Below are 25,296 nucleotides of genomic sequence, written 5' to 3' on the forward strand. Positions count from 1 at the left end.
GGCGTTTTCTCCGTCTTCCCTCGTTCTCGTTCACAGGTTCGTACCCAGGCGCCTGCGCCTCGGGAAAGCGAGGAGAGCGATCACCCAGAACACCAAACGCATGAGCAATGAGATGGCCAGGTAGATGAGCGCGACGATGATGTAGGTTTCGAACGGTCGGTAGGTTTCCGACTGGATGAAGTTGGCGGCGGCAGTCAGCTCTTCGGCGGAAATCTGCGAAGTCATCGATGAAGCGAGCATCAGCAGGATGAACTGGCTGGTCAGTGACGAATAGACCCGCTCAATCGCCGGGCGAAGCGCTACGTGCCAGTAATTCTGCACCCGGGAGAGGCCGAGGCATTCCCCCGCCTCCCACTGGCCGGGATGGATGGAGTCGAATCCCGCCCGCATTATCTCGGCCGTATAGGCGCTGACGTTGATCGTCAATGCGATGATCGCCACCGCGACGGGAGAGAAAGAGAACCCCAGGCTCGAGAGACCGAAATAGACGACGAAGATCTGCACCAGGAAAGGTGTGTTGCGTATCGACTCCACGTAGATGGTCGCTGCTCTCGCGGCGATGGCGACATGGGAGCGACGGGCGATGGCGCACAGGGTACCGATGATGAAGCCGGTGATGGTGGTCACCAGCGCAAGCTGGATAGTCAGCGTCAGCCCATCCAGCAGCATCTGCCAGCGGGCCAGGATGGCGGTGAAATCAAGTATCATCCCACCGCTCCCGGAGCGCCTTGCAATCCGCCCCTCTGCCCGCTCATACGATCGTATACGCGAAACAGCGCCTGGTTACCTTCCCCGCCCCCACCGTGCGCCTTGGCGTCGAGATACTGCGTGGTCACGAGCGACGTACCCGGCAGCGGTACGCACTGCTGCTGCGCCATCTCGAGCACCAGTCGCAGGTCCTTGAGCATCAGGTCGATGCGAAATCCCGCATCGACATTGCCCTCGAGCATTCCCGCACCGAGATTCTCCAGCATCCAGGAAGATGCCGCACCGCCGAGGAGCACCTCCCGCATCCTGACGAGATCGATGCCGCATGCGCGCCCGAGCGCGATGGACTCGCAGATCGCCTGGATGTTGATCGCGCAGACCAGCTGGTTGCAGAGCTTGGTCGCCTGCCCCGCACCGGTGTCACCGAGATGGAAAATAGTGCTGCCCATATGGGACAAGAACGGCTTCGCGCGCTCGAACGCGTCTTCCGCGCCGCCGACCATGATCGATAGGCTCGCCCGCTCGGCACCCAACGGACCGCCCGAAACCGGCGCATCCAGCATGTCGATGCCAACCGCGCCGAGCTCGGCGGCGAGCGCCCTGGTCGCCTGTGGCGAGATGGTGCTCATGTCTACGTAGAGACGTCCCTTCGGCGGGTGCGCCAGGAGACCGCGCGCGCCCCTGACCACCTCCTCCACCTGCGGCGTATCGGGCAGCATGGTGATCACGATGTCCGCCTCTGACGCCGCTTCGGCGACATCGGCTGCCGCAGTGGCCCCCTGGGCCACCAGCCGGGAAGCGGCTTCGATGCGGATATCGTGGACCCGGACCTGGTATCCAGCGGCCAGCAGATTGGCCGCCATCCGTTCGCCCATGATGCCGAGGCCGATGAACGCAACGACCCTGGATGCACTGATCGAATTCATTGCTCTTGCCTCCTCGCAGGCTCGAGTTCAATTGGAGCTGGGCGATTCGAGCCGCGAGATTTTCTCCACTCTCCTTACGAAGTCCTCGCTGTCGTCGAACTCGGCCGATAGATAGGCTTCGACCAGATCCCGAGCGAGCCAGGGTCCGACTATCTGGGCACCCAGGCACATCACATTGACGTCATCGTGCTCGACAGACTGGTGCGCCGAATGAAAGTCGTGGCAAACCGCGGCGCGAATTCCCTTGATCTTGTTGGCAGCGATCACCGCCCCCACCCCGGTGCCGCAGACCAGCAGTCCTTTGCGCCGCCCGTCCTCGACCACCTTGCCGCAGACCAGCTGCGCGATGTCCGGAAAATCCACCGGCTGGCTGTCGAAGCTGCCTACGTCATCCACCTCATGCCCCGCGAGCGTCAAAAACTCCGCCAGCTCTTTCTTCAGCAGATATCCCGCATGATCGCTACCAATCACGATATCCATTGGTTTATCGCACTCCCGTCATTGCTATCTACCGGTTGGAGGGACTTGCGTTGATTCGTGCGCCGCGCCGAGCATGATCGCCCTGCGCCTGAACCCCGCACCGATCTCGAAATGCATTCCCAGCAGCTCATCGGCCCTTTGCACGTCCTGGGCGACGATCGCGGAAAAAATCAGTCTGTGATGGTCGATCAGGAACTCGTCTATTCCCTCGACTTCGATGATCTTTTCGCGCCTTTCCAGGTGCGACCTCATCGCCAACTTCGAAATGGATTCATAGATACTGACCAAAACCGGTGAATGAGCCGAGCGGACGATGGCCTGATGAAAACGGTGATCCGCCATGCCTCCTTCATACGGGTCTCGGATGGTTTCGGCGATAGTGTCCAAGGCCGCGGCCAATTCATCGAGATCGGACTGGCGCGCGCGATGGCAGGCGAGGCGAATGGCGTGATGCTCTATCGCTATGCGCGCTTCCATGATGTCGTCGACGACATCGGTATGCTGGGCGAGAAAGAAGGAGAAGAACTCACCCAAAGTAGAGGCGTCCGGCTGTCTTACCACCGTCCCGATACCGTGGCGTATCTCCACCGCCCCGATCATCGCCAGGGCCCGGAGAGCCTCACGAAGCACGGGCCTGCTCACATTCAGCCGGGCGGAAAGCTCCCGCTCGGGAAGCAAGCAATCCCCAGTCTTCAATCGTCCCGACAGAAGCTGTTCACGCAAAAACGAGACCACCTTCTCGTATCCCGTTTTTGCGCATCCCTCTTCTTTCGAGACGGATATTATGGTTTTCATTCAGATATCATTCCATGGTATGACCACTGGAACGACATTAGCACTCAAGCGCGGCAATGGATCCTGATCTTTAGTCTTTCAATCCATCGTTCATAGCGACTTTAGGAGAATGAATGGAGCTATCCGGAGCAGCCCGGCGCCCGAATATTCGACGAGCGCATCCTGCGCGTCATGGGTTGCACGAAGCGCGCTTGATCGAAGTGCATTGATCGACACGCATTGGGCTGGCTATGTTGATGAGATGCAGGAGAGATCGCTCGGTCCCACCGTCGCACCCATGCAAATCCTTGAGGAACCAAGATGAAAGCGCCGCTCCCTCTGGCCCCCCAGCGTTTCGAGTTCTTCACCCCGGCCGGCGGCGTGCCCAACAATCCACGGTTGCCGCTGCTGCTCTATTCGCAGATCGTCCCGGCGGGCATCGTCGACCGGGCGAGCTACTTCGAGCGGCTGTTCCGTGCCAACGGCTGGCCACCGCAGTGGCGCTGGGGAATGTTCGACTTCGACCACTATCACCCCAACACCCACGAGGCGTTGGGCGTGTTCTCCGGCAGCGCCGAGGTGAGGCTTGGCGGCGAGCAGGGTCGAACGATCGAGCTTCGTGCCGGCGATGCACTGCTGATCCCAGCGGGAGTCGGCCATCGAGCGCTTGCCGCCGCTGACCACTTCAGCATGGTGGGCGCGTATCCGACCGGCTACTCCCCCGAGACCCTACGTGACACCGAAGTGGACAGGCTCGCCGCCGCCCGGCGCAGCATCGCCGCGCTGCCGATGCCATGCAGCGACCCCGTCCTGGGACCGGGAGAGCTGCGTCGTTTCTGGCCCAGCAGCTGAGGCCTCCCCGGCGCAGGCTGCGATCGCGCAGCGCTGCGGGATGAGCCCGGGATGGCCTCGACTGCGGCAAATGAGCGCATCGGCTTTTTGCCCAATCAGCCTCGGGGCCGATAAATTCCCCGCCATTCAATTCACTTCCCGCCACAGCCACCAGACGGGGCCCGCTGCGAGCGTATGGCGGCCAGCGTGGTTCGTTGCGCGGCAACACCCTCCTCGACTAAATATTCAAATCGAACCTGAACGAATCCTGCTCTGCCCGTCGACCGGCTTCATCGCCGGCTGCGATGCCAAGCCTGCCGGGAATGTGGAGCGGATCGAGCGACCCGGCCTCGGCGACGGGGTGGGCGATCAGGCAGGCATGTGATCTCGACTGCGGCACCGAACCCGCGCAGTACCTGAAGGAGGTGTACCAATGCAAGCCATGGTGCTGCACCAAATCCACCAGCCTCTGGTGCTCGAGCAGCGCATCACGCCAACGCCCGGCCCCGGTGAGATCCTGCTGCGCGTCGAAGCCTGCGCCGTCTGCCGGACGGACCTGCACGTCGTCGATGGCGAACTGCCCCACCCCCGGCTACCCATCGTCCCAGGACACGAGATCGTCGGCCGGGTCGAAGCGCTTGGCATGGGCATCGACGCTCTCAAACTGGGGGATCGGGTTGGCGTGCCCTGGCTCGGCCATACCTGCGGCGTCTGCCCCTACTGCCAGGACCAGCATGAGAATCTCTGTGACCAGCCGATATTCACCGGCTACATGCGCGATGGCGGCTTCGCGACCCATGTCATCGCCGATGCGGCGTTCGCCTTTCCGCTGGCCGGATTCGAAGATCCCGTCGCGGCGGCGCCTTTGCTGTGCGCCGGGCTGATCGGCTGGCGCTCGCTCAAGCTGGCAGGGGATGGCGGCAGGATCGGGCTCTACGGCTTTGGCGCAGCGGCGCACATCCTCGCGCAGGTATGTCAGTGGCAGGGGCGCGAGGTCTATGCCTTCACTCGCCCGGGCGACACCGCGGCCCAGCGGCAGGCCCTCGCGCTCGGCGCCAGGTGGGCGGGCGGCTCGGACGATTCACCACCGCAACCGCTGGACGCGGCGATCATCTTCGCCCCCGTCGGCGCCCTGGTTCCGGCCGCCCTGCGCGCGGTACGCAAGGGGGGCCGGGTGATCTGCGGCGGTATCCATATGAGCGACATTCCGCAGTTTCCCTACGACCTCCTCTGGGAGGAACGACAGCTCGCTTCGGTCGCCAACCTCACCCGCCAGGATGCCGTGGAGTTCCTCGAGATCGCACCGCAGGCCGGCGTGAAGCCGACGACGACGGTCTATCCGCTGGAGCGGGCCAACCAGGCGCTCGACGACCTGCGACACGGACGCTTCCAGGGCGCGGCGGTGTTGGTGCCGCCAGCGGCCGGGTGAGGCGATGAAAAGCCGCGCCCGGGATTCGGCCCGGACGCGGCTACGAGAGGACTGCGGCGAACGCTCACTGGCTGCGATACGGCGCACGGCCTCGACTCAAAGATCAGCATCCTCGTCCAGCTCGCTGATCGAGCGAACCAGATCCGCACGACTAACGATGCCGACCAAGCGGTCATCGCGCATTACCGGCAGCCGCTTGACCCCTTCGCGCAGCATGATGTCCGCCAGTTCGATGAGCGAGGCATCCTCGCCCACCGTAATCGCAGGAGAGGTCATCAAAAGCGAAGCCTGGTAATGACCACGCCGCATGAATTCGGCAAGCGCGGGAGCGGGATCCGACCCCTCCACCAGAAACGCCAGCCACCAATCTCGACGCTGCTCGATCTCCTTACCGAAGGGACGCAGGAGGTCCCTTTCGCTCACGATCCCGAGCACCTTACCAGCGGAGTCGCAAACCGGCGCCGCACTGATCGAATGCTTGGTGAACAGGCCAGCGATCTCGCTCAACGTGCTTTCCGGTTTGACGCTGATCACCTCGCGGGTCATGACGTCATCCACTCGTCTACTCATCCCGATTCTCCTTGGCTGGCGCCGCTCTGGGTGGGACTTGCCGTTCAATCCACAGGCACTGCTGCACTGACGATCACCTTCATTGCATTCTCTTTTGCCGCGTTGGAGAACACTTCATAAGCGTCGAGGAACTGTGCCATATCGAAACGGTGGGTCACCAGCTGCGCAGGAGCGATCTTGCCCGAGGCCACGGTCTTGAGCAGCATCGCCGTGGTGTTGGTATTCACCAGACCGGTGGTCAAGGTGATGTTCTTGATCCATAGCGTTTCCAGATGCAACTCCACGCTCTTGCCGTGGACACCGACATTGGCGATGCGCCCACCCGGCACGATCGCCTGCTGGCAAAGATCGAAAGTAGCCGGGATACCGACCGCCTCGATCGCCACGTCGACCCCGCCGCCGCTCAGCGTCAGCAGCGTCTCCAGCGCATTGCCCTGGGATACGTCGATGACGTCGGTGGCGCCGAACCGCTTGGCGATCTCCAAGCGCCCCGCATCGGTATCGAGCATGATCAGTCGGGCCGGGCTGTAGAACTGCGCGGTCAGCAGGGTGGCCATCCCAACCGGGCCAGCACCGACGATCGCCACGCTGTCTCCCGGCGCGACCTGCCCGGCGAGCACCCCTATCTCGAAGCCCGTCGGCAGAATGTCGCTGAGCATCACCAGCGCCTCTTCATCGGCTCCTGGAGGAACCGGGTAGAGGCTGTTGTCGGCGTGGGGGATTCGAACGTACTCGGCTTGCGTACCGTCGATCAGGTGGCCGAGGATCCAGCCGCCGTCGGCGCAGTGAGCGTAGAGCTGGCGACGGCAGTTCGCACAGCTGCCACAGGAGGTGATACAGGAGATCAATACATGATCGCCGACTTTGAAGTTCTTGACGCCGTCGCCGATCTGCTCGATCACGCCGACGCCCTCATGGCCCAGGATCCGCCCAGGCGTCACCGCCGGCACGTCTCCCTTGAGGATATGCAAGTCAGTGCCGCAGATCGTGGTCTTGGTGATTCTGACCACCGCATCGGTCGGCTTCTGCACGCTTGGCCGGGGGACCTCCTCCCAGCCCTTTTCACCAGGTCCTTTGAAAACGAGAGCTTTCATTTTCAACCTCCACGATCAGTTCGATGATGTGGACTTCGTTCGAAAATGGTCGATGCCGTGGCACGGGCAGATGACGTCAACGATGGCAGGGGGCCAGGGAAAGCCAAGGAGGGTCATGGAAGCTTCCTGGCCCGAGCCTCGTGTATCCTCGCGGACGAACGAAGCCCCTACCCTGCTACCGAAGCCCGACGGAAGCTGCGGCGGTGGAAGATCGCCTCGAGTCGGGCAGAGCAATCACCCTCAGCGATAGACCAGCCCACCGTCGATCAGTGGCGCCTGCCCGGTCATGTAGTCGGCGTCGGGGCCGGCAAGGTAAGAGACGAAAGCGGCCACGTCATCCGGCGTTTCAGCTCGCCCCAGGGCGATACCATTGACGAACTTGTCGTAGGTGGCGCCGATCGGTGCGCCAGTCAGCTCGGCCATACGCTCGTCGATATCGACCCACATGTCGGTGCCGACCACGCCCGGGCAGTATGCGTTGACGGTGATGCCTTCACTGGCCAGCTCCTTCGCCGCGGCCTGGGTCAACGCGCGTACCGCGAACTTGGTCGACGAGTAGACGCCGAGCAGCGCGTAGCCTTCATGGCCCGCGATCGACGAGGCGTTGATGATCTTGCCCTTGCGGCCCAGTTCGCGGAACTTGGCGGCAGCGGCCTGGATTCCCCAGAGGGTCCCCTGGACGTTGATCTTGAAGATCCGCTCGACCTCCTCCGGGGTGGCGTCGATCAGCGGTTTCACCTGGCTGATTCCGGCATTGTTGACCATGATGTCCAATCCGCCGAGCTCTCGGCCGGCGTGCTCGACCGCCGCGAACACCTGCTCGCGATCGCCGATGTCGGCGACGAACGTGGTCACTTTCCGGCCCAGCGCGCGAATCTCCTCGGCCACTTCGGCCAGCTTGTCCTGCTTGACGTCGACCAGCGCCAGGTCGGCACCATCTCGTGCCAGCCGCAGTGCGATACCCCGCCCGATTCCCTGTCCAGCGCCTGTTACCAGCGCCACTTTGCCGTCGATAGCCATGTACGGAACTCCTGTCAGTTGGGTAGCGGAGAAAGTGATGGCTTCAACTCACCACCTCGTCATGGTGCGCCGACCATTCGCTTTGGCGTTCCCTGCGTTTTCACAGGGAACGCCGCAGGGTCTGATCAGAACGGTGCGTCGATATCGACCACATCGATCAGCTTGTGGTTGACGAACTCCTTGATTCCCAGACCGATCAGCTCCCGCCCATAGCCGGAACGGCGAATGCCACCGAACGGCAGGTCGGCCTTGACCATGGTCGGATGGTTGATGAACACCATGCCGGTGGAGATTTTCCTCGCCACTTCCGCACCGTGCTGGGTGTCGGTGGTGAATACCGAGCCGCCGAGGCCGAACGGGGAATCGTTGGCGATACGCACCGCGTCATCTTCGTCCTTGGCACGGAAGACCAGCGACACCGGGCCGAAGAACTCGGTGTAGTAGGCCGGGTTGTCCGGAGTGACGTCGGTGAGGATGGTCGGCTGCACGAACGCCCCCTGGGTCGGAACCTTGGGACCGACCTCGGTGGCGGTAGCGCCGTGCTCGACCGCCATGCGGATCTGCTCCTTGATCTCGTCGGCGGCGCCCTGGGAGGAGAGTGGCGCAAGGCTGGTGGCCGGATCGAACGGATCGCCCGCGCGAAGGTTGGCCACCCCCTCGACATAGCGGCCGAAGAAATCGTCGTAGATCTCATCGGCGATGATCAGTCGCTTGGACGAGCAGCAGACCTGTCCACCGTTCCAGTGGCGGCCGAAAACCGCCCACTTGACGGTCTTGTCGAGATCGGCGTCGGCCAGCACCACGAAGGCGTCGGCACCGCCGAGCTCCATGGTCGATTTCTTCAGCGCCTTGGCGGCCTGGGACGCAACCACCGCGCCGGCAGCCTCGGAGCCGGTCAGCGCAACGCCGTGCACCCGCGGATCGTTGAGGATGGTCTCGATCTGCTGGCGAGTGGCGTAGAGGTTCTTGAACGCCCCGGCCGGCAGGCCGGCGTCCAGCATCAGCTGTTCGAACGCCGCCGCGCTCTGCGGCACGTTGGAGGCATGCTTGAGCAGCACGGTATTGCCGGCCGACAGCTGCGGGGCGAGGATGCGAGCGATCTGATAGTAAGGGAAGTTCCACGGCTCGATCGCGAGGATCACCCCCAGTGGGTCATGGACCAGAATGGCCTCGCCCTCGGCCGGGTCGTCGACCGGCAGCTTCTCGGGAGCCAGCAGCGCTTCGGCATTCTTGACGTAGTATTCGAGAATCTTGGCCGACAGCTCGACCTCGGCCTGGGCCTCGGTGAACAGCTTGCCCATCTCCAGGGTCAGCAGCTTCGCATATTCATCGCCCTGCTCACGCAGCAGGTCGGCGGCGCGCTGGAGGATCGCGCCACGCTCGGCGAACGAGGTCTCCTTCCATGCCGTGAAGGCGGCGTGAGCGCTGTCGAGCGCCTGGCCGACTTCCTCATCGGTGGCATTGGGGAAGGACTTGATCAGTTCGCCAGTGAACGGATTGGTAGTGGCATACGCCATATCGGCATTCCTCGTTGAAACGGCTATTGAAGCTTCTTCCCGCCTTGACGCTCGGTTAGAAGCCCATATCAGGCTGGCACCACACAGCGCTCGCCTTGCGGCTCACGCGGCCAGCTCCTTGATCGCTTGTACCATGTTGCTGAGTACCGCCTGCGCATCACCATAGATCATGTCGCAGTTTTCACCGTAGAAGAGCAGGTTCTCCACACCAGCGTACCCTTTACCCTGGCCACGTTTGATCACGTAGACCTGGTGCGCTTGATCAGCGTCGAGAATCGGCATGCCATAGATCGGCGACTGCTTGTCGGTGCGCGCCGCGGGATTGACCACATCGTTGGCGCCGATCACCAGGGCCACGTCGGTGTTGGCGAAGGAGTCGTTGACGTCCTCCATGTCGAAGATCAAGTCGTAAGGCACACCGGCCTCCGCCAGCAGCACGTTCATGTGCCCCGGCATGCGTCCGGCCACCGGGTGGATCGCGAACTTCACGTCCACGTCAGCCGCCTGCAACAGCTTGACCAACTCGTAGAGCTTGGCCTGCGCCTGGGCAACCGCCAGGCCATAGCCGGGCACGATGATCACGCTCGAGGCGTAGCGCATGGTGGTCGCCGCGTCGCTGGCATCGACCGAGGTCATCTGCCCCGCCACTTCGCCCTGAGCGGAGGCGGATACCTCGCCGAAGTTGCTGAACAGCACGTTGGCCAGCGAGCGGTTCATCGCCTTGGCCATCAGCACGGTCAGCAGCGTACCAGCGGAGCCGACGACCATCCCGGCGATCATCAGCGCGGGGTTCTGGATCGCATAGCCTTCGAGCCCGACCGCGAGCCCGGTGAATGCATTATAGAGCGAGATCACCACCGGCATGTCGGCACCGCCGATCGGCAGCGTCAACAGCACGCCGAAAGCGAGCGCGGCGGCGAAGAACAGCACCGGCACGCCGTACCCGCCACCGATACCCGCCGCGACCAGCACCCCGGCGAGAATGGCGACCAGAAAGACCAGCGCGTTGAGAAGTTTCTGCCCCTTGAATCGCCATGCACTGTTGATCCGGCCATCGAGCTTGGCCCAGGCGACCACCGAACCGGAGAGAGAGATCGAGCCGATCAAAGCACCAAGCAGGGTGACGGTGATGTGCAACGGGTCCGAGGCGTACGCACTGCCGGTCATCGCCACCGCCGCTACCGCCGCGGCAGCGCCACCGCCCATCCCGTTATAGAGCGCGACCATCTGCGGCATGTCGGTCACCGGCACGCGCTTGCCGCTGCGCCAAGCCCAAGCGCCCCCTACCGCCAGCGCCAGCACCACCAGGAAGAGATTGACCAGCAGTCGGGGCTCGGCACTGGCCTCGACGTTGGCCATGTAGCCGAACGCCGCGATCACCGCCACCAGCATGCCGATCCCGGCAAGGACGATCCCCTTGAGCGCGGTGACCGGAGAGGACATTCGCTTCAGGCCGAGAATGAACAACAAGGCAGCGACCAAGCCACTGAGTTCCACCAGCAACATCAGCATGACACTCTACTCCTTGTCGTTTTTCCCGGACTGGCTGGGTTTGAACATCGCCAGCATCCGATCGGTCACCACATAGCCGCCCGCGGCATTGCCCGCGCCCAATACCACACCGATGAAGCCGATCAGCTGACCAAGCGCGGTATCGGCGTTGAACAGTGCGTGCATCGCACCGACGACGACGATGCCGTGGATGAAGTTGGAACCGGACATCAAGGGGGTATGCAGGATCGACGGCACTCGCCGGATCACCTCGTAGCCGGTAAAGGCGGCGAGCATGAACAGATAGAGCCCGATCAACCAGCTCATCGAAAGATCCAATTCCATGACTCAATTCTCCTTGGTAGAGGGAACGGGAAAACTGCGGGCATCCGGGTCGCGAACCGTACCGTCGTAGGCCACCAGGGTGCCGAGCACGACTTCATCCTCCAGATCCAGCGCCAGTGCACCGTCTTGGACGATCAAGGCAAGGAGATTGAGCAGGTTCTTGGCGTACAGCTCGCTTGCGTGCTGCGCCAAGAGCGAGGGCACGTTGAAGGGCGCGAGAACCACCGTAGGGCCGATCTCGACGGTCTGACCGGGCACCGTGCCCTCGCAGTTGCCACCACTGTCGGCGGCCAGATCGACGATCACCGCGCCGGGTTTCATTCCCTCGATCTGTGCCCGGCTGACCAGACGAGGCGCTTGACGCCCCGGCACGTTGGCGGTGGTGATCACCACATCCGCCTGCTGGATGTGCTGGGTGAGCACTTCAGCGGCCTTGGCCTGCTCCTCAACGGTGAGCTCACGCGCATAGCCACCCTCGCCGGTCGCGTCGATGCCAGTATCGACGAACTTGGCGCCCACCGACTGGGCCTGCTCGCGCGTCTCCGGACGTACGTCGTAACCCTCGGTCACCGCGCCGAGGCGTCGCGCGGTGGCGAGCGCCTGGAGACCAGCCACGCCCAGCCCCATCACCAGCACCTTGGCGGCGCGCAGTGAACCCACCGCGGTGGTCATCATCGGCATGATCCGTGGCAGGTGCAGGGCGCCCAGCAGGGGTGCGTAGTAACCAGAGAGCGCCGCCTGGCTCGACAGCGCGTCCAGCGACTGGGCACGGCTGATCCTCGGCACCGCCTCCATCGCGAAGGCGGTGATCTTGCCATCGCGCAGTCGCTCCGGAAGGCCTGGGACCTTGTTCAAATAGAGGAAGGAGACCAGCACCGCCCCCGGTTTCATCGCCGCGACCGTATCAAGCCCCGGCGCCTGGATCGCCAGCACGATATCGGCGTCGGCAACCAGCGCTTTGGGATCATCGATCAATGTGGCTGGAGAGGGCCCTTGCAGATAAGCGTCGTCAGGCAGGCGAGCACGTAGACCAGCCCCGCTCTGCACTTGGACCTCGATACCCAACTTGGCCAATTTAGGCAGCAATGACGGGACAATGGCGACGCGCCGCTCATCGTCTTTGGTTTCCTTCAGCACGGCTATTTTCAACGCCATCGTGGACACCTTTGGGTGGCAAGACTTCTAAAACAAATTAGGCTCCTACAGGTAATTAAGTGTCAATGGATGCTCTATGCGTCAAAACGACACATTTAAAAAGATATCTTTACCCTATGGATGAATTTAATTTTTATCTTAAAAATCAATAAAATAAAAATACTCATGGATAAATAAACATAAAAAACAGACTGCCACCAAGAGGTTTTAGACGCCTTTACTTTAGTAATAATCACAACAAAATCAGGTCCAGCGAGCATGGGCATGTAATTCTATCCATATGATCAGCCCCCTCTTTTCATTGCCGATTTGATGTCGGATGAGGCATGCATGGGAGGACAAAATGGGAGGACGGTATGCGATTGGATTGATCCCCGATCGTCGCCGAATATGCGCTGCGGTGAGCGAAAAGGTAAAACGGTATTACGCCGGCGTTCGGCCATGGTGCAACTATCCGAAAATCCGCATCATCTCAGTGCAATCCATGCATCCCTTGGCGCATTTTATTGCGGCCTTACCCCGACAAATCATTGAAACAGCGGTAGAAAGCAAATTTAGGTCGATGTTTTGCCCTGGGTTGAGTGATTCATATTCGAAGGAGTCGGCAGTCACACTGCCTCACAATTCGGCTCAATGGATGGCTAGGGTTCCGAGCGCCCCTCGACGAGTATTCGACGAGATCGCGTTGTCTGGTCCGAGAGCTATCGACCCGGCCTGGCGTCATGCGCAGGCAAGGTTACACGGCGGGAGAAAAGCCCGGGAGGATCAGGTGCAGCTGTGCTGCCACCGACTCCCCGTCTTTCTCATCTCTGCACCTTGGAGCGCCGCCATGCCAGCCCACTTGCCGACCCAAGCCGCCAATCGCCTCCCCCCTCTCCCTCTACGGCAGCGAAGCTACCTGCTACGCCTGACGCTTTTCGCCGCCGCGATACTGCTGCTGCTGTTCTCGCTCACCCCCAAGGTCCACGCCCAGAGCCGCGATCACTTCAGTGTCTGCTGGTCGATCTATGCGGGCTGGATGCCCTGGGGCTATGCCGAGCTCGAGGGCATCGTCGACAGTTGGGCGCAGCGCTACGGCATCACCATCGACGTGCAGCAGGTCAACGACTACGTCGAGTCGATCAACCAGTACACCGCCGGCAACGTCGACGGCTGCGCCATGACCAACATGGACGCCCTGACCCTGCCCGCCGCCAGCGGTGTCGACTCCACTGCGCTGGTGATCGGCGACTACTCGGACGGCAACGATGGCGTCGTGCTCAAAGGCAGCGACCGGCTCGAAGATCTAGCCGGCAAACGCATCAACCTGGTCCAGTTCAGCGTCTCCCACTACCTGCTCGCCCGCGCCCTGGACAGCATCGGCATGAGCGAGCGCGACGTGGAAACCGTCAATGCCGCCGATGCCGACATCGCCGGCTTGTTCTCCAGCGCGCAGACCCAAGCTGTGGTGACCTGGAACCCGCAGCTGGCAGCGATCAGCACCATGCCCGGTGCCAATCTGGTCTACAGCTCCAAGGATATCCCCGGCGAGATTCTCGACCTGATGGTGGTCAACACCCAGGTCCTGGCCGACAACCCGGATTTCGGCCACGCCCTGGTCGGCGCCTGGTACGAGGTGATGGAGAGGATCGCCGAAGACGATGTCCAGGCGCTGACCTCGATGGCCGAGGCCGCCGGCACCGACCTCGACGGCTATCGCGCCCAGCTGGCCGACACCCACCTCTACACCAATCCGCAGGATGCCTTGGAAGCCTTCGAGGACCCCAGGCTGCTCGACACCATGGAGCGGGTCGCACGCTTCAGTTTCGACCATGGCCTGCTCGGCGAGATGGCCCCGAATGCAGAGGTGGTGGGAATCGAAACCCCCGCCGGCAGCTTCGGCGATACCGCCAACCTCAAGCTTCGCTTCGACCCGAGCTACGTGCGCGCCTACCTGGAAGCGCGCCAGTGAGCCGCGCGATCGAGGAGTGATCCTATGAAGCGACTGGTCAACCTCAAGCCACGGCCAGCGACCCGCTGGCTGCTCGGCGCCTTGCCCTTCGCGCTGCTCAGCCTGCTCTATCTCGGGCTCTCCTCCCAGCGACTGGCCGACAATCCCAGCGACCGGCTGCTGCCGAGCCCAACGACGATGGCCGAGAGCTTCCTGCGCCTGGCCAGCGAGCCGAGCGCACGCACTGGGGCGCGCCTGCTGTGGAGCGATACCTTTGCAAGCCTCGAGCGGCTGTTCGCGGGGGTCGCGATCAGCGCAGTACTCGCGCTGATGATCGGACTGGCATGCGGTGCGCTGCCACTGGTGCGGGCCAAGCTTTCGCCGCTGGTCACGGTGGTCTCGCTGATCCCACCGATGGCGATCCTGCCGATCCTGTTCATCGCCTTCGGTACCGACGAGCTGGCCAAGGTCGCGCTGATCGTGATCGGGGTGACGCCCTTCCTGATCCGTGACCTGCAGGGCCACGCCCTGCGCGTCCCCGCGGAGCAGTGGGTCAAGGCGCAGACCCTCGGCGCCAGCTCCTGGCAGCTGATCCTGCGCCTGCTGCTACCGCAGCTGATGCCACGGTTGATCTCCTCGGTGCGCCTGGCGCTGGGCAGCGCCTGGCTGTTTCTGATCGCGGCCGAGGCGATCGCCGCCCAGGAGGGGCTCGGCTATCGCATCTTCCTGGTCCGGCGCTACCTGGCGATGGACGTGATCCTGCCCTACGTGGCCTGGATCACCCTGCTCGCCTTCATCATCGACCAGACGCTGGCCTGGATCTCGCGCCGGGGCTTTCCCTGGTTTCACGCCGAGGAGAAGGACGCATGAGCCAAACGCCGCTGCTGCTCGCCCGAGGCGTCGAGAAACGCTATGGCGACGTGCCGGTACTGGAACGGCTCGATTTCCAGGTCGATGCCGGTGAGTTCGTCACCCTGGTCGGCGCCTCCGGCTGCGGCAAGACCACCCTGCTCAAGATGCTGCTGGGCACCGAACAGCCGAGCCGCGGCGAGTTCCTGCTCGAAGGCGCGCCGCTGCCCGACGAGCCGGGAGTCGATCGCGGCGTGGTGTTCCAGCGCTACTCGGTGTTTCCCCATCTCACCGCGCTGGACAATATGGTACTCGCCGAGGAGTTCGCCCTCGCCCCGCTCACCGCCCGCCTGTTCGGCGCCGCTCGCCGCCAGGCCCGCGAGCGGGCCGCGGCGAACCTGGCCGAGGTCGGCCTGGCCCAGGCAATGACACGCTATCCGTATCAGCTTTCGGGCGGCATGCAGCAGCGCCTGGCGCTGGCCCAGGCGCTGACCATGCGCCCGCGCCTGCTGCTGCTCGACGAACCCTTCGGCGCCCTCGATCCGGGCATTCGCCTGGAGATGCACGCGCTGATCAGCCGGCTCTGGCGCGAGCGTTCGTTGACCATCTTCATGGTCACTCATGATCTGCGAGAAGCCTTCACCCTCGGCACCCGCGTGTGGGTGTTCGATCACCTCAGGCACGACCCCCAGGCGCCCGAAGCCTTCGGTGCGACGATCACCTACGACCTGCCGATCGCCGCCAGGACGAAGGCGACACCGGATATCCCGCCCGCTCTGATCAAGGAGAGCCATGCATGAACCTCGTTCCCGACGTCGACTATCGCACCCGGCTGCCCGGCGGGCAGCACTGGTCGTTGCGGCTGCGCCGTGGCGCCAGCCTGACCCTGATCGCCGAAGAGCCCGGCTGCAACGTGGGGCTTTTGCTCTACAGCGCCGAGCAGCCGCTCGAACGCCTCAACCTGCCCGATACGCTCAAGTGCCAGCACACCTTCCACCTCGGGCGCGGCCACTGTCTTTATTCCGACATGGGGCGGGTACTCGCCTCGATCGTCGAGGACGACTGCGGTGGCCACGACGCGGTGGGTGGCAATCTCGGCCCCGGACACTTCGAGGCCAAGGGCTGGCGACGGATTCGCTACCAACAGGGGCGCAACGAGCGCACCCAGAGCGGCCATGAGAGTGTTTTGATCGAGCTGGCCAAGTACGGCCTCGGACTCGCGGACCTCAGCGCCAATCTCAACCTGTTCTCGAAGCTTGCGGTAGATGAGCAAGGCCGGCTGCGCTACCTCCCCGACCACTGCGCGGCCGGGGATCGGGTCACCCTGCGTTTCGAGCTCGACGTACTGGTCATGCTGCACACCTGCCCGCATCCCCTCGACCCCAGCCCTGACTACCCCCACCGCGGCGTGAAGATCGAACTCGGTACGCTGCCGCCGCCGGATCGCACCGACGTCTGCCTGAGTCACTGCGCCGAAAACGCGCGCGGCTTCGACAACAACCGTCTCTATCTACTCGGCCAGTGAGCGCCACCGCCACGGAGAAGTCCCGATGAATGCCCCATCCCCCGCCCAGGACACCGCGCCAATGCCACCGCTGGCGCGCCATCTGATCGAAGCCGGCGACCATTTCATCGGCCGCCTGCAGCAAGGCCAGCGCCTGCGCATCGTCGACCTCGAGGGCAACCAGGCCGCCGACACGCTGTTCTACAACGCCTGCGATGTCGCCGAGCGCTACAGCGCGGTGGACACCGTACGCGAACAGGGTTCGCTCTACCTCACCACCGGCAGCGTACTGCGTTCGACCTTGAACCGCCCGATGCTGCGTATCGTCGACGACAGCTGCGGGCGCCACGATACCCTCGGCGGCGCCTGTTCGAGCGAGAGCAACACGGTGCGCTACGCACTCGATCGCCGGCACATGCACTCCTGTCGCGACAACTGGATGCTGGCGATCGCGCACCACCCCGAGTATGGCCTGACCAAGCGCGACATCGGCCACAACATCAATTTCTTCATGAACGTTCCGGTCACCCCCGAGGGCGGACTCGATTTCGCCGAGGGGATCTCAGGCCCCGGCAAGTACGTCGAGCTGGTCAGCGAGATGGACGTCGTGGTGCTGATCTCCAACTGCCCTCAGCTCAACAACCCCTGCAGCGGCTTCGATCCGACCCCGATAGAACTGCTGATCTGGCGCCACTAGGCGAGTCGACCCAGGCGGCGAGGACGGCCTCGCTCGCATCTCGAGACGGCGGGACGACCCGTCATTGATTGCGTGAACCAACCATGCTCGACAAGCCGTTCGACAAAGTTCTGATCACCAACCGCGGTGCTATCGTCACCCGCATCCAGCGCACCCTCGCGCGACTCGGCATCGAGTCGGTAGTGGTCTACGCCGAGGCCGACCGCGACGCGCCCTACGTCCACTCGGCCGGCGCCGCCTACTCCCTCGGCGAAGGCAGCGCCACCGATACCTATCTCGACATCGACAAGCTGATCGACATCGCCCGGCACAGCGGCGCCCAGGCGGTTCATCCCGGCTATGGCTTCCTCAGCGAGAACGCCGCCTTCATCGAGGCGTGCGAAGCCGCCGGACTGGTCTTTCTCGGACCAACCGCCGAGCAGGTCCGCGACTTCGGCCTCAAGCACCGGGCCCGGCTGCTCGCCGAACGCGCCGGCGTACCGCTGGTGCCCGGCAGCGGGCTGCTCGCGAGCCTCGACGAGGCACTGGCCGCTGCCGAGCGGATCGGCTATCCGGTGATGCTCAAATCGAGCGCGGGCGGCGGCGGCATCGGCATGCAGGCCTGCTTTGATGCCGCCGCGCTGACCCAGGCATTCGAACGGGTGCGCCAGGCGAGCCAGCGCAACTTCGGCGATGCGGCGCTATTCGTCGAGGCCTACATCGCCGATGCCCGTCACATCGAAGTACAGCTGTTCGGCGATGGCGAAGGCCGGGTAGTAACCCTGGGCGAGCGCGACTGCTCGACCCAGCGGCGCCACCAGAAGGTGATCGAGGAGTGCCCCGCGCCGAATCTGCCCGCGCCAGTGCGCATGGCGATGCTCGACGCCTCGGTGCGGCTCGGCGAAACGGTGCGCTATCGCAGCGCCGGCACGGTGGAGTTCATCTACGACCCGAGGCGCGGGCACTTTTACTTCCTCGAGGTCAACACCCGGCTGCAGGTGGAACACGGGGTGACCGAAATGGTCTGGGGGGTCGACCTGATCGAATGGATGCTGCGTTTAGGCGCGGGCGCGCTGGGCGATCTTCACGCCCGCGCAGCCGCCCTCGCACCACACGGCCATGCGATCCAGGCCCGGCTCTACGCCGAGGCGCCGCACCAGGGGTTTCGCCCCAGCGCGGGGCTGCTCACCGAGGTCGAGTGGCCAAGCGCCCCGGGGCTGCGCATCGATCATGCGATCGAGGCGGGCTTCGAGGTGTCGGCGCAGTTCGACCCGATGCTGGCCAAGCTGATCCAGCATGCCGACAGCCGCGAACAGGCCCGTCAGTGCCTGGCCTCGGCGCTTGCCGCGAGCCGGGTCGAGGGCATTGCCACCAATCGTGCCTGGCTCGTGGCGCTGCTCGACGATGGACGCTTCGCCGAAGCCCGGATGCACACTCGCTGGCTCGATACCTTCGACTGGGCGCCCAGGGCGATGGAGGTGCTCAGCCCCGGCACCCTCACCACGGTGCAGGACTTCCCCGGCCGCCAGGGCTATTGGCACGTAGGGGTGCCGCCGTCGGGGCCGTTCGATGATCTCTCGTTCCGACTCGGCAACCGGCTGCTCGACAATTCCGCCGACGCGGCCGGGCTCGAGATCACCTTCACGGGCCCGACGCTGCGCTTCCACCGCGCCGCCCAGATCGTGCTCAGCGGCGCGCCGATCGCGGCCACCCTCGACGGCGCGCCGCTGCCCTCGTGGCAGGTCACCGAGGTGGCGCCCGGCGCCATCCTCACGCTGGGCAGGGTCGAGCGCGGCGCGCGTGCCTACCTGCTGGTACGCGGCGGCATCGACTGCCCTCGCTATCTCGGCTCGCGTGCCACCTTCACCCTCGGACGCTTCGGCGGCCACGCCGGCCGCGCTCTGCGCAGCGGGGACCTGCTGGCGCTTTGCACCGCGACACCGATCGCCGCGCGCGCGCTCCCCGAGGCGCTACGCCCAAGCTTCGATGCCTCGAGGGTCGATATCGCGGTGCTCTATGGCCCGCACGGATCGCCCGACTTCTTCACCGACGCGGACATCGACACCTTCTTCGCCCACGACTGGGAGGTGCACTACAACTCGAGCCGTACCGGCGTGCGGCTGATCGGCCCCCATCCCGAGTGGGCCCGTGCCGACGGCGGCGAGGCCGGCCTGCATCCATCGAACATCCACGATAACGCCTACGCTTTCGGCAGCATCGACTTCACCGGCGACATGCCGGTGGTACTCGGCCCCGACGGGCCCTCGCTCGGCGGCTTCGTCTGCCCCGCGGTGGTGGTGCGCGCCGAGCGCTGGAAGCTCGGCCAGCTCGCCGCCGGCGATCGAGTGCGCTTCGTTCCAATCAGTATCGATACCGCCCAGGCGCTGGATGGAGCCCAGGAGCGGCTCATCGCCCAGCTGACACCGGTGGCGATGCCGAGGCTCAAGATCGAGCGCGGTGAGCCGCTGCTGCGCGAAGTCGCCGCAGAACGCGCAGGCGAGCGGATCGTCTATCGCCGCGCCGGCGACGACTTCGTGCTGATCGAATTCGGTGCGATGGTGCTGGACATCGCCCTGCGCCTGCGCGTGCACGCCTGGATGGAGTGGCTGCACGCCCATCCGCTGCCCGGGCTCAAGGAAATGACCCCCGGCATCCGCTCGCTGCAGCTGCATTTCGAGCCCCGCGAGCTTGGCATCGCTGCGCTGCTCGCCCACCTGGCCGAGGCGGAAATCGCGCTGCGCGACGTCGAGCGGCTCGAGGTCGAATCGCGCCTGGTCCATTTGCCGCTTTCCTGGGACGACCCCGCCTGCCGCGAGGCGACCGACAAGTACCAGCGCTCGGTGCGCCCGGACGCCCCCTGGTGCCCGAGCAACCTCGAGTTCATCCGCAGGATCAACGGGCTCGATGATATCGAGGCGGTAAGCGAGACGCTGTTCTCGGCGCGCTACCTGGTGATGGGGCTGGGCGACGTCTACCTCGGCGCCCCGGTCGCGAGCCCCCTCGACCCGCGCCATCGGCTGGTGACCACCAAGTACAACCCGGCACGAACCTGGACGGCGGAGAACTCGGTCGGGATTGGCGGCGCCTATCTTTGCGTCTATGGCATGGAGGGGCCAGGGGGATATCAGCTGGTCGGCCGCACCCTGCAGATGTGGAACCGCTATCGGCGCACCGCGGAATTCGACCAGCCCTGGCTGCTGCGCTTCTTCGACCAGCTCCAGTTCTTCGAAGTGAGCGCCGAGGAGCTCGAACGGATCCGCCGCGACTTCCCCCATGGCCGCTATCCATTGAGGATCGAGCGGCGTCGCTTCCGGCTCAGCGACCTGCGCGCCGAACTCGAATCGGCGCAGCCAAGGATCGATGCTTTTCGCGCGCGACGCGAAGCGGCGTTCCAGGCCGAGATGACCCGCTGGCGGGCCTCGGGGCAGTTCAGCTTCGAGGATCACCTGCCGCCACCGGGCGAAAAGGCCGTTCTTGCCAGCGGTGAACATGGTGTCGAAAGCCCGGTCGCCGGCAGCCTCTGGCAACTGCTGGTCGCCGAGGGCGAGCACGTCGAGGCGGGCCAGCCGGTGGCGCTGGTCGAGTCGATGAAGATGGAAATCGAGATCATCGCCGACCGATCGGGGCAAGTGGTCAGGCTGCCATTGCGAGCCGGCTCGGCCGTGGCGGCCGGCCAGCCGCTGGTGGTGATCGCGGCTGACTGAGCGAGCGCCCCGATGCTCACTCGATGCTCAGTTACGATCGCAGTGGCTGTCGGCTATCTCTCCCTCGAGCCATGTGCGGAAGGCTTCGAGGGAGGGAAGGGACTGGTTGCGCTTCGGATAGACCAGGTAGTAGCTGCGTCGGCTGACGATCGATGGCCAGGGAGAGACGAGTTCGCCCTCGCGCAGCTCGTCCTCGACCAGGATGCGCGGCACCAGCCCGATACCGATGCCGTCGGCCACCGCCTGGATCAGATGGGAGGTCAGCTCGAAGCTCGGCCCCGGCCGAATGGACCGCGAATCCAGGCCGTGCTGCTCGAACCACTCCCCCCACACCTCGGCGCGGCTGACCACGTTGAGCAGCAGGAACTCGTTGAGTTGCGAAGGCGCCAGGGGCAGCCTCGCACCGGCGAGCCTGGGGCTTGCGATCACCGTCAGGCGCTCGGTGTGCAGCCGGTGCGAGACCAGGTTCGGCCAGTGATCGACCCCCACGCTGATCGCAGCGTCGAGATCGCTGGCATGGAAGTCGACCGCGTCGATGCGCGAGTGGATATTGACCAGAATGCGGGGATGAGCGGCGTAGAAGCGGTGCAGGCGCGGCAGCAGCCACTTCGAGCCGAAGGTGGGCAGCGTCGCCAGGCGCAGGAACCCGCCCCCCGACTGGTGGGAAATCGCACGCATGCTGGCGTTGCGGATCTGGCCCAGCGCCTCGCTCAGCTCGCGCTGGTAGACCCGTCCGACCTCGGTCAGCGCGATCCGCCGCCCCTCGCGACGAAAGAGCTTGAGCTCGAGCAGTTGCTCGAGCGCTTGTACGTGCCGGCTGACCGCGCTCTGGCTGAGTTTCAGCTCCTCGGCCGCACGCGTGTAGCTCTCGTGGCGCGCCGCCGCCTCGAAGGCGAGCAGGAGCGACATCGATGGCGTCAGCCTACGCGAATTCATTCGTAAAACTCATGGATATCCTGTGAGATATGCGTTTGTCCTCGCCCATTTTGCCGATCAGAATACCCTATGCGGGGAGATGCGGCCGGGATCCATGAATCCTACGCAAGATTATCCGAAACGCCTTCTTGCCGCCCGCGCCGACACCTTCCACCCCTGGAGCCACCTGGGCATGATCACTCAGCTCGACGACTCGGCCACCGAGACGCTCGCCCCGCGCTATCGCCGCTTTCTCGACCGCCTCGCCGAGCTTGGCTTCAAGGGGCAGATCGATACCGACGATGCCCACCGCACGGTGCTCTCCACCGACAACTCGATCTACCAGCGCCTCCCCCAGGCGGCGATCTTTCCCCGCGACACGGATGATCTGACGCTCGTCGCGCGCCTCGCCGGGCAGGCGGAATTCGCCGAGGTGGTACTCACCGCCCGTGGCGGCGGCACCGGCACCAACGGCCAGTCGCTGACCGACGGCGTGGTGGTCGATTTGAGCCGCCATCTCAATCACATCATCGAGATCGACGTCGAGCGCCGCCGGGTGCGGGTCCAGGCCGGGGTGGTCAAGGACCAGCTCAACGCCGCCCTGAAACCCCACGGGCTCTTCTTCGCGCCCGAACTCTCGACCTCCAATCGGGCGACGATCGGCGGAATGATCAACACCGACGCCAGCGGCCAAGGCAGCTGCGAGTACGGCAAGACCCGCGACCATGTGCTGGCGCTGGATACCGTGCTGATCGGCGGCGAGCGTTTCGAGGCCCGGCCGCTCGATGCCGACCAGGCCCAAGCGATGATCGACGCCGGCGGCAAGGTAGGCGAGCTGCATCGCGTCGCTCGCGAGGTGATCGATCAGCACCGGGAGGCGATCGAGGCGCGCTTCCCAGCGCTCAATCGCTGCCTGACCGGCTACGATCTCGCCCATCTGCGCGACGCCGACGGCCGGCTCGACCTCAAAAGCCTGCTCTGCGGCGGCGAGGGCTCACTCGGCTTCATCGTTGAAGCGACGCTCAACGTACTGCCTATCCCCAAGCACTCGGCCCTGGTCAATGTGCGCTACGCAAGCTTCATGGATGCACTGCGCGACGCCTCGGCCTTGATGCACGGCGCCGCGACCCTGTCGCCACCGACATCGATCGAAACCATCGACGACAAGGTGCTGGGACTGGCGATGGCGGACATCGTCTGGGAACGGGTGGCCGAATACTTCCCTCCCGGCTCGGCCGTGCCCACGGAGGGGATCAACCTGGTCGAGTTCAACGACGAGGACGCCGACGCGCTGGCAACACGCGTCGAAGCCTTTTTGCTCCATCTCGACACCGATCCCTCGGTGACCCGGCTCGGCCATACCGTGGCCTGGGGCCGCGCGGAAATGGCCTCGGTCTATGCGATGCGCAAGCGCTCCGTTGGGCTGCTCGGCAACGTAGAGGGCGAGAAGCGCCCGATTCCCTTCGTCGAGGACACCGCCGTGCCACCGGAGCGGCTGGCCGACTACATCGCCGAGTTTCGCGCGCTGCTCGATGCCCGCGGGCTCGACTACGGGATGTTCGGCCATGTCGACGCCGGCGTGCTCCATGTACGCCCGGCGATCGATATGAAGGACCCCGCCCAGGCCCGGCTGATTCGGGAGATCAGCGACGAGGTCGCCGGGCTGACCCTGCGCTATGGCGGGCTCTTGTGGGGCGAGCACGGCAAGGGCGTGCGCTCGGAATATTCGCCTGGGTTCTTCGGACCGCTCTATCCGCTGCTACAGCGGATCAAGACCGCCTGCGATCCGCACAACCAGCTCAACCCGGGCAAGATCGCCACCCCGAGCGGCAGCGCCGAAACCTCGGCCAGCTGGCGGCTTTTGAAGATCGATGAAGTATCGACCCGCGGCGAGCGCGATCGACAGATTCCGGTACAAAGCTGGCGATACTTCGGCGCCGCGATGCACTGCAACGGCAACGGCGCCTGCTACAACTACGACCCCGATGACGCGATGTGCCCTTCGTGGAAAGGCACTCGCGACCGGGTCCACTCGCCCAAGGGGCGGGCGACTCTGTTCAAGGAGTGGCTGCTACGCCAGCACCAGGCCGGCGTCGATATCGAGCGCGAACGCAAGCGGCTTGCCGGCGCCGGTCCGCTCGATCATCTGCGTGCCCTGCCCGCTCGCGCCCTGCGCAGCCTGAAGCGCGAGCGCGATGATTTCTCCGACCAGGTCTACGGAGCGATGGCCGGCTGCCTGGCGTGCAAGTCCTGCGCAGGCCAGTGCCCGGTCAAGGTCAACGTGCCGGATTTTCGCGCCGAGTTCCTCGCCCTTTACCACGGCCGCTACCTGCGCGGACCGCGTGATCACCTGATCGGCGCATTGGAGGCGATGATCCCCCGGCTGGCGCCGTTCGCCTCGGCCTACAACGCACTGGGCGGCTGGCGCCCCATCTCCCGGCTGGTGGAGCGCGGGATCGGCCTGGTCGACATGCCACGGCTGACTCGCGCACCGCTGCACAAGCAGCTGGCCGCCTGGAACGTGCCGATCGCCACACCGCAGCGCCTCGACGCGCTGCCGCCCGAGCGCAGGGAGCAGGCGGTGGTACTGGTGCAGGACGCCTTCACCAGCTACTTCGATACCGCGGTGGTGCGCGATGTGATCGAACTGCTGCGTCGTCTTGGCGTCGAGGTACTGGTCGCGCCCTACGCGGCCAACGGCAAGCCGCTGCAGGTGCAGGGCTTCCTCGGCCGCTTCGAACGCACCGCCCGACGTCAGGCCGAGCGGCTCTCGGCGCTGGCCAGCCGGGGCGTACCGCTGGTCGGCATCGACCCGGCGATGACCCTATGCTATCGCCAGGAGTACGCCAAGGCGCTCGGTCCTGGCCAGGTGCCCAAAGTGGCGCTGCTGCAGGAGTGGCTGGTCGACCATCTGGATCGCTTCGCCCGGCCGCTCACTCACCCCGCCAACCAAGCGAGCGCGTACCGGCTGCTGGCCCACTGCACCGAGAAGACCACCGCACCGGGCTCGGTGAGCGGCTGGCAGCGGCTGTTCACCGCCTTCGGCCTCGAGCTCGGCACGGTCGAGACCGGCTGCTGCGGGATGTCAGGCACCTACGGCCACGAAGCGCGCAACCTCGAGACTTCAAAGCGGATCTACGCACTCTCCTGGCAGCCGAAGATCGAGCAGGCCGGCGAAACGGTGATGCTGGCCACCGGCTACTCCTGCCGCAGCCAGGTCAAGCGTTTCTCCGCGACCCGCCTCGACCATCCCTTCCAGGCGCTGCTGCGCGCCCACAAGCGGGCCATCGACGACTGATCCTGGGCGGTCCCGCCGCGAGCCCACCCACCGGGCCGCTGCAGAGCGGCCCGGTGGACGCCGCAAGGCGACACCGCATC

General features: G+C 64.7%; 22 protein-coding genes and 1 riboswitch. Of the genes, 10 read left to right on the forward strand and 12 right to left on the reverse strand.

Going from position 1 to position 25,296, the window contains the following annotated elements; all coding sequences use genetic code 11:
- Window positions 1-30: 30 nt before the first annotated feature.
- Genes A5892_RS15505 through A5892_RS15520 form a run of 4 tightly spaced genes read right to left on the reverse strand, consistent with a single transcriptional unit; the run spans window position 31 to window position 2,909 of the window.
- On the reverse strand, window positions 31-708 hold the full coding sequence (locus A5892_RS15505) for an amino acid ABC transporter permease (protein ID WP_064123548.1): 678 nt from the start codon (window positions 706-708) through the stop codon (window positions 31-33).
- Window positions 705-1,634 carry an NAD(P)-dependent oxidoreductase gene (locus tag A5892_RS15510; RefSeq protein WP_064123549.1) on the reverse strand — a complete coding sequence of 310 codons (930 nt, stop codon included), beginning with the start codon at window positions 1,632-1,634 and terminating at the stop codon, window positions 705-707. The genes A5892_RS15505 and A5892_RS15510 overlap by 4 nt, the downstream gene beginning before the upstream one ends.
- A 27-nt stretch (window positions 1,635-1,661) precedes the next feature.
- Window positions 1,662-2,114: a ribose 5-phosphate isomerase B gene (gene rpiB, locus A5892_RS15515; RefSeq protein ID WP_064123550.1), complete on the reverse strand. Its 453-nt coding sequence runs from the start codon at window positions 2,112-2,114 to the stop codon at window positions 1,662-1,664.
- A 24-nt stretch (window positions 2,115-2,138) separates the two neighbouring features.
- Window positions 2,139-2,909, reverse strand: coding sequence for a FadR/GntR family transcriptional regulator (locus A5892_RS15520; RefSeq protein WP_082890502.1), 771 nt, complete (start codon window positions 2,907-2,909; stop codon window positions 2,139-2,141).
- 300 nt (window positions 2,910-3,209) lie between these two features.
- Between A5892_RS15520 and A5892_RS15525 the strand changes: the two genes are divergently transcribed.
- The 3 genes from A5892_RS15525 to A5892_RS15530 all read left to right on the forward strand — a co-directional run bounded on the left by A5892_RS15525 (window position 3,210) and on the right by A5892_RS15530 (window position 5,148).
- Window positions 3,210-3,740, forward strand: a complete 531-nt coding sequence (locus tag A5892_RS15525; RefSeq protein ID WP_064123551.1) for a cupin domain-containing protein — start codon at window positions 3,210-3,212, stop codon at window positions 3,738-3,740.
- 70 nt (window positions 3,741-3,810) lie between these two features.
- The gene (locus tag A5892_RS20320) at window positions 3,811-4,104 is read left to right on the forward strand and encodes a hypothetical protein (RefSeq protein ID WP_150123568.1); all 294 of its coding nucleotides are present in this window, start codon (window positions 3,811-3,813) and stop codon (window positions 4,102-4,104) included.
- A gap of 48 nt (window positions 4,105-4,152) precedes the next feature.
- Window positions 4,153-5,148 (forward strand): zinc-dependent alcohol dehydrogenase family protein, encoded by a 996-nt coding sequence (locus A5892_RS15530; protein WP_064123552.1) that lies wholly within the window; start codon window positions 4,153-4,155, stop codon window positions 5,146-5,148.
- Between the two features lie 96 nt (window positions 5,149-5,244).
- On the opposite strand, the gene A5892_RS15535 is transcribed toward A5892_RS15530, so the two are convergent.
- From A5892_RS15535 to A5892_RS15565, 7 genes are all read right to left on the reverse strand, one after another.
- A complete protein-coding gene (locus A5892_RS15535) occupies window positions 5,245-5,718 on the reverse strand; it encodes a CBS domain-containing protein (protein ID WP_064123553.1) in 474 nt (157 codons plus the stop codon).
- Window positions 5,719-5,762: 44 nt separating this feature from the next.
- Window positions 5,763-6,812 carry a zinc-dependent alcohol dehydrogenase family protein gene (locus tag A5892_RS15540; protein WP_064123554.1) on the reverse strand — a complete coding sequence of 350 codons (1,050 nt, stop codon included), beginning with the start codon at window positions 6,810-6,812 and terminating at the stop codon, window positions 5,763-5,765.
- Window positions 6,813-7,052: 240 nt separating this feature from the next.
- Entirely contained in the window at window positions 7,053-7,832 is a 780-nt protein-coding gene (locus A5892_RS15545) for an acetoin reductase (protein ID WP_064123555.1), read from the reverse strand.
- Between the two features lie 125 nt (window positions 7,833-7,957).
- Window positions 7,958-9,349, reverse strand: coding sequence for an NAD-dependent succinate-semialdehyde dehydrogenase (locus A5892_RS15550; protein ID WP_064123556.1), 1,392 nt, complete (start codon window positions 9,347-9,349; stop codon window positions 7,958-7,960).
- 102 nt (window positions 9,350-9,451) lie between these two features.
- On the reverse strand, window positions 9,452-10,861 hold the full coding sequence (locus tag A5892_RS15555) for an NAD(P)(+) transhydrogenase (Re/Si-specific) subunit beta (protein ID WP_064123557.1): 1,410 nt from the start codon (window positions 10,859-10,861) through the stop codon (window positions 9,452-9,454).
- Between the two features lie 6 nt (window positions 10,862-10,867).
- Window positions 10,868-11,185: an NAD(P) transhydrogenase subunit alpha gene (locus A5892_RS15560; RefSeq protein ID WP_064123558.1), complete on the reverse strand. Its 318-nt coding sequence runs from the start codon at window positions 11,183-11,185 to the stop codon at window positions 10,868-10,870.
- 3 nt (window positions 11,186-11,188) lie between these two features.
- On the reverse strand, window positions 11,189-12,340 hold the full coding sequence (locus A5892_RS15565; RefSeq protein ID WP_064123559.1) for an NAD(P) transhydrogenase subunit alpha: 1,152 nt from the start codon (window positions 12,338-12,340) through the stop codon (window positions 11,189-11,191).
- 630 nt (window positions 12,341-12,970) lie between these two features.
- Window positions 12,971-13,105, forward strand: a riboswitch (guanidine-I (ykkC/yxkD leader).
- A 64-nt stretch (window positions 13,106-13,169) separates the two neighbouring features.
- Between A5892_RS15565 and A5892_RS15570 the strand changes: the two genes are divergently transcribed.
- The 6 genes from A5892_RS15570 (at window position 13,170) to uca (ending at window position 21,003) form a co-directional block, all read left to right on the forward strand.
- Complete coding sequence (locus A5892_RS15570) at window positions 13,170-14,291, forward strand: putative urea ABC transporter substrate-binding protein (protein ID WP_064123560.1); 1,122 nt, start codon at window positions 13,170-13,172, stop codon at window positions 14,289-14,291.
- A 24-nt stretch (window positions 14,292-14,315) separates the two neighbouring features.
- The gene (locus tag A5892_RS15575; RefSeq protein WP_064123561.1) at window positions 14,316-15,140 is read left to right on the forward strand and encodes an ABC transporter permease; all 825 of its coding nucleotides are present in this window, start codon (window positions 14,316-14,318) and stop codon (window positions 15,138-15,140) included.
- Entirely contained in the window at window positions 15,137-15,919 is a 783-nt protein-coding gene (locus A5892_RS15580; RefSeq protein WP_064123562.1) for an ABC transporter ATP-binding protein, read from the forward strand. The genes A5892_RS15575 and A5892_RS15580 overlap by 4 nt, the downstream gene beginning before the upstream one ends.
- Entirely contained in the window at window positions 15,916-16,644 is a 729-nt protein-coding gene (locus tag A5892_RS15585; protein ID WP_064123563.1) for an urea amidolyase associated protein UAAP1, read from the forward strand. Before A5892_RS15580 ends, A5892_RS15585 begins: the two co-directional genes overlap by 4 nt.
- 25 nt (window positions 16,645-16,669) lie before the next feature.
- Window positions 16,670-17,320: an urea amidolyase associated protein UAAP2 gene (locus tag A5892_RS15590; protein WP_064123564.1), complete on the forward strand. Its 651-nt coding sequence runs from the start codon at window positions 16,670-16,672 to the stop codon at window positions 17,318-17,320.
- Window positions 17,321-17,403: 83 nt separating this feature from the next.
- Window positions 17,404-21,003 (forward strand): urea carboxylase, encoded by a 3,600-nt coding sequence (gene uca, locus A5892_RS15595; protein WP_064123565.1) that lies wholly within the window; start codon window positions 17,404-17,406, stop codon window positions 21,001-21,003.
- Between the two features lie 27 nt (window positions 21,004-21,030).
- Here uca and A5892_RS15600 read toward each other — a convergent pair whose 3' ends face one another.
- Entirely contained in the window at window positions 21,031-21,939 is a 909-nt protein-coding gene (locus A5892_RS15600) for a LysR substrate-binding domain-containing protein (RefSeq protein ID WP_064123566.1), read from the reverse strand.
- A 172-nt stretch (window positions 21,940-22,111) separates the two neighbouring features.
- On the opposite strand from A5892_RS15600, the gene ydiJ reads away from it, so the two are divergent.
- The gene (ydiJ, locus tag A5892_RS15605; RefSeq protein ID WP_064123567.1) at window positions 22,112-25,216 is read left to right on the forward strand and encodes a D-2-hydroxyglutarate dehydrogenase YdiJ; all 3,105 of its coding nucleotides are present in this window, start codon (window positions 22,112-22,114) and stop codon (window positions 25,214-25,216) included.
- Window positions 25,217-25,296: the final 80 nt, after the last annotated feature.

Source organism: Halotalea alkalilenta (genome assembly GCF_001648175.1).
Classification (GTDB): domain Bacteria; phylum Pseudomonadota; class Gammaproteobacteria; order Pseudomonadales; family Halomonadaceae; genus Halotalea; species Halotalea alkalilenta_A.

Bases quoted from the DNA above. Each gene is read 5' to 3' on its own strand.
- A5892_RS15505 (WP_064123548.1), bottom strand. From the start codon at position 708: ATGATACTTGATTTCACCGCCATCCTGGCCCGCTGGCAGATGCTGCTG.
- A5892_RS15510 (WP_064123549.1), bottom strand. From the start codon at position 1,634: ATGAATTCGATCAGTGCATCCAGGGTCGTTGCGTTCATCGGCCTCGGC.
- rpiB (WP_064123550.1), bottom strand. From the start codon at position 2,114: ATGGATATCGTGATTGGTAGCGATCATGCGGGATATCTGCTGAAGAAA.
- A5892_RS15520 (WP_082890502.1), bottom strand. From the start codon at position 2,909: ATGAAAACCATAATATCCGTCTCGAAAGAAGAGGGATGCGCAAAAACG.
- A5892_RS15525 (WP_064123551.1), top strand. From the start codon at position 3,210: ATGAAAGCGCCGCTCCCTCTGGCCCCCCAGCGTTTCGAGTTCTTCACC.
- A5892_RS20320 (WP_150123568.1), top strand. From the start codon at position 3,811: ATGAGCGCATCGGCTTTTTGCCCAATCAGCCTCGGGGCCGATAAATTC.
- A5892_RS15530 (WP_064123552.1), top strand. From the start codon at position 4,153: ATGCAAGCCATGGTGCTGCACCAAATCCACCAGCCTCTGGTGCTCGAG.
- A5892_RS15535 (WP_064123553.1), bottom strand. From the start codon at position 5,718: ATGAGTAGACGAGTGGATGACGTCATGACCCGCGAGGTGATCAGCGTC.
- A5892_RS15540 (WP_064123554.1), bottom strand. From the start codon at position 6,812: ATGAAAGCTCTCGTTTTCAAAGGACCTGGTGAAAAGGGCTGGGAGGAG.
- A5892_RS15545 (WP_064123555.1), bottom strand. From the start codon at position 7,832: ATGGCTATCGACGGCAAAGTGGCGCTGGTAACAGGCGCTGGACAGGGA.
- A5892_RS15550 (WP_064123556.1), bottom strand. From the start codon at position 9,349: ATGGCGTATGCCACTACCAATCCGTTCACTGGCGAACTGATCAAGTCC.
- A5892_RS15555 (WP_064123557.1), bottom strand. From the start codon at position 10,861: ATGCTGATGTTGCTGGTGGAACTCAGTGGCTTGGTCGCTGCCTTGTTG.
- A5892_RS15560 (WP_064123558.1), bottom strand. From the start codon at position 11,185: ATGGAATTGGATCTTTCGATGAGCTGGTTGATCGGGCTCTATCTGTTC.
- A5892_RS15565 (WP_064123559.1), bottom strand. From the start codon at position 12,340: ATGGCGTTGAAAATAGCCGTGCTGAAGGAAACCAAAGACGATGAGCGG.
- A5892_RS15570 (WP_064123560.1), top strand. From the start codon at position 13,170: ATGCCAGCCCACTTGCCGACCCAAGCCGCCAATCGCCTCCCCCCTCTC.
- A5892_RS15575 (WP_064123561.1), top strand. From the start codon at position 14,316: ATGAAGCGACTGGTCAACCTCAAGCCACGGCCAGCGACCCGCTGGCTG.
- A5892_RS15580 (WP_064123562.1), top strand. From the start codon at position 15,137: ATGAGCCAAACGCCGCTGCTGCTCGCCCGAGGCGTCGAGAAACGCTAT.
- A5892_RS15585 (WP_064123563.1), top strand. From the start codon at position 15,916: ATGAACCTCGTTCCCGACGTCGACTATCGCACCCGGCTGCCCGGCGGG.
- A5892_RS15590 (WP_064123564.1), top strand. From the start codon at position 16,670: ATGAATGCCCCATCCCCCGCCCAGGACACCGCGCCAATGCCACCGCTG.
- uca (WP_064123565.1), top strand. From the start codon at position 17,404: ATGCTCGACAAGCCGTTCGACAAAGTTCTGATCACCAACCGCGGTGCT.
- A5892_RS15600 (WP_064123566.1), bottom strand. From the start codon at position 21,939: ATGAATTCGCGTAGGCTGACGCCATCGATGTCGCTCCTGCTCGCCTTC.
- ydiJ (WP_064123567.1), top strand. From the start codon at position 22,112: ATGATCACTCAGCTCGACGACTCGGCCACCGAGACGCTCGCCCCGCGC.